This is a genomic window from Mesorhizobium sp. M5C.F.Ca.IN.020.32.2.1 (assembly GCF_004023105.1).
Lineage (GTDB): Bacteria > Pseudomonadota > Alphaproteobacteria > Rhizobiales > Rhizobiaceae > Mesorhizobium > Mesorhizobium wenxiniae.
In genome coordinates, this window is sequence record NZ_RZSX01000769.1 from 1 (window position 1) to 3,059 (window position 3,059).

At 64.4% G+C, this 3,059-nt stretch carries 3 protein-coding genes; 2 read left to right on the top strand and 1 reads right to left on the bottom strand.

Annotated features, from left to right (window positions below; all coding sequences use genetic code 11):
• The first annotated feature begins 83 nt into the window (after positions 1 to 83).
• A complete protein-coding gene (locus tag EOA86_RS28510; protein ID WP_128344716.1) occupies positions 84 to 938 on the top strand; it encodes a TIGR01459 family HAD-type hydrolase in 855 nt (284 codons plus the stop codon).
• Between the two features lie 127 nt (positions 939 to 1,065).
• Entirely contained in the window at positions 1,066 to 2,652 is a 1,587-nt protein-coding gene (gene ggt / locus EOA86_RS28515) for a gamma-glutamyltransferase (protein ID WP_128344718.1), read from the top strand.
• Here ggt and EOA86_RS28520 read toward each other — a convergent pair.
• On the bottom strand, positions 2,646 to 3,059 hold a 414-nt coding region (locus EOA86_RS28520), incomplete at its 5' end, for an ABC transporter ATP-binding protein (RefSeq protein ID WP_164892060.1). The two genes, ggt and EOA86_RS28520, sit on opposite strands and share 7 nt — an antisense overlap.

The following is a 3,059-nucleotide window of genomic DNA, read 5'->3' on the forward strand; positions in this document are numbered from 1 at the left end:
GATTTTCTGCCGGCGCTTTCGGACGAGGCGGCCGCCGGCACGGCGCGGCTGGCGCTGATGGGCGCAATCGAAGCGGGGCTTTTGTGATCACGAAGACAGTTGAACATGTCGATGGCATCGGAGCGCTGGTTGAGCGCTATCAGGTGTTCCTGCTCGATCAGTTCGGCGTGCTGCACGATGGTACAAACCCTTATCCCGGCGCCGTGGAGGCATTGTCGGCGCTGAAGCGCGCAGGCAGGACGATTGTGCTGGTCTCGAACTCGGGCAGGCGCGCGCGGCCCAACGAAGCCCGCTTGCTGAAGCTCGGCTTCCAACCAGGAAGCTGGGATCAATTTGTCTCCTCCGGCGAGATCGCGTGGCGGTCCTTTCACGAAATGGCGATATCTGGAACGCTGCGCCCAAACACAAAGTGCCTACTGATCAGCCGCGAGGGCGATCGCTCGGCGATTGAAGGCCTGCCTTTCGCGTTGACCGGTGACGGCGACGATGCCGAGCTGGTGCTGATCGCCGCCAGTGAGGGCGATCACTATGACATCGATCACTATCGCAGACTTTTTGCACCGGCAGCAATGCGGCAGGTGCCGTGCTTCTGCACCAACCCCGACAAAATCATGCTGACCGCCGTGGGGCCTCGCTTTGGCGCCGGTCAGCTTGCGGATCTCTATGAGAGCCTCGGCGGCAGCGTCACCCGTATCGGCAAGCCCTATACCCCGATCTTCGACGCCGCGCTGGCGCTGGCGGGCAACCCGGACCGAAGCAGCGTGGTCTGTGTCGGCGACAGCGTCGAACACGATGTCGCCGGCGGAATTGGCGCCGGCGTGGCGACTGCGCTGGTCCTGTCCGGAATATTGGCTGACACCCCTGACCTGGCCGAGCTTTTCGACAGGCTGGATGCCTACCCCGATTACACCACGGATGTTTTTAAATTCGCTGATTGAGGCCGTCAGTTTTCCAGGGTTGGGCGCTGCCACGGCAATGATACTGTCGGTCGTGGTGCTCGGTGGCGCAGCCCTTTGGCTGCCGGTGCCAGTTCACATCAGGTTGGTCGGAGGCTATTGATCCTGCATGCGTGATTTTCAACTCCCCGGTCGGTCGCCGGTTCGTGCGACGGAAGCGATGGCCGCGACATCGCACCCTCTGGCGACACTGGCGGCGCTCGAGATGCTGCGGTCCGGCGGTAAAGCGATGGATGCAGCCGTGTGCGCGGCGGCGGTGCAGGCGGTCGTCGAGCCGCAATCGACCGGTATCGGCGGCGACTGTTTTGTCCTCTATTGTCCCAACGGCCAAGGCGAGGTTCTGGCCTTCAACGGCTCCGGCCGCGCACCTGCGTCAGCGACGGCTGAATGGTATCTTGACAGGGGGCATGTCGAACTGCCTGAGTCCGGTCCGCACGCGGTCACCGTGCCGGGCGCCGTTGACGCCTGGTGCCGGCTGCTCGAGAAGCACGGCAGAAAGGGCATCGACGCCGCGCTCGCACCTGCCATACGCTACGCCGAACAAGGCTACGTCGTCCAAGACCGCGTCGCCTTCGACTGGGCTGAAAGTGCTGCCTTGCTTGCCGCTGACGAACATGCCGCGCGGATATTTCTGCCGGATGGAAGGGCGCCGCAGGCAGGCGAGTTGCACCGGCAGCCGCAACTGGCCGACACCTTGCGAATCGTCTCGCGCCGTGGCCGCGCCGGCTTTTACGAAGGCGAGGTTGCGGACGACATGGTCTCGCGTCTGCGCGCGCTTGGCGGGCTGCATGCGCTCGAGGATTTTGCGGCCACGAAGGGTGAGTATGTCAGGCCCGTCGGTACGTCCTACCGAGGCTACGACATCCATCAGATGCCGCCGAACAACCAGGGCCTGACGGCACTGATCATGCTGAATGTGCTGTCAGGCTTCTCGCTAGGCGCGCTGGAACCGAACGGCGCCGAGCGCTTTCACCTCGAGATCGAGGCTGGGCGGCTTGCCTATCAGGACCGCGACAATTTCATCGGCGACCAGAACCACGTCCATGTTCCGGTTGAGCAGTTGTTGTCCAGATCCCATGCGGACCGGCTCCGCGCCGAGATCGATCCGGCGCGTGCGATGACGCATCTGCCTCGGCTTGAGCTTCAGCCGAGCGATACCGTTTACATCTCCGTGGTCGATCGCGATCGTAATGCGGTCAGCTTCATCAACTCGACCTTTGGTTCGTTCGGCAGCGGGGTGGTCGGCCCGAGCACCGGCGTCGTCCTGCAGAACCGCGGCAGCAGCTTCCGCCTGGCGGCGGACCACCCAAACCGCATCGCACCGGGAAAACGCCCCATGCACACCATCATGCCGGGCATGGTGACAGCCAAGGGCCGGGCGATCATGCCGTTCGGCGTGATGGGCGGCGGCTACCAGCCGTTCGGCCATGTCCACCTGCTCACCAATATTATCGATTTCGGCATGGACCCGCAGGAGGCGCTTGATGCGCCGAGGGTGTTTTACCGCCAGGACGCAGTGGAGGCGGAGCGTGGCGTTCCGGCCGAGGCGATCGCCGGCCTGCGCGAGCGAGGCCACGACGTGTCCATCCCAACCGAGCCGCATGGCGGCGGCCAACTGGTGCTGATCGACTGGGACAAGGGCACGCTTACCGGCGCGTCCGATCCACGCAAGGATGGTTGCGCGCTGGGTTACTGACGATCGGCCGCGCCTTGCGTGCTGGTCCTGTTCAGTTTTGGCGCTGCCGTCACCAGCGCCTTGCCGATCGTCGATTGCGGGGCACCGATGACCGCACGGGCGTTGCCGCTCTCGGCGACGCGGCCGGCGTCGAGGATGACGACACGATGGGCGATGGCGCTGATAACGCCGAGATCATGCGAAATGAACAGATAGGCGATCCGTTCCTCGCGCTGCAGATCGAGCAGCAATTGCAGGATCTGTCGGCGCACCGATACGTCGAGCGCGGACACCGCTTCGTCGAGCACGATCAGCGACGGCTTTGTCGCGATGGCGCGAGCAATCGCGATGCGCTGGCGCTGGCCGCCCGAGATCTCGTGGACGGCGCGGCCGGCGAGATCAGCGCTCAGGCCAACGCGATCGAGCAG

What these genes read in the sequence shown, in the direction of transcription:
- ggt (WP_128344718.1), top strand. Translation starts at nt 1,066, where the DNA reads ATGCGTGATTTTCAACTCCCCGGTCGGTCGCCGGTTCGTGCGACGGAA.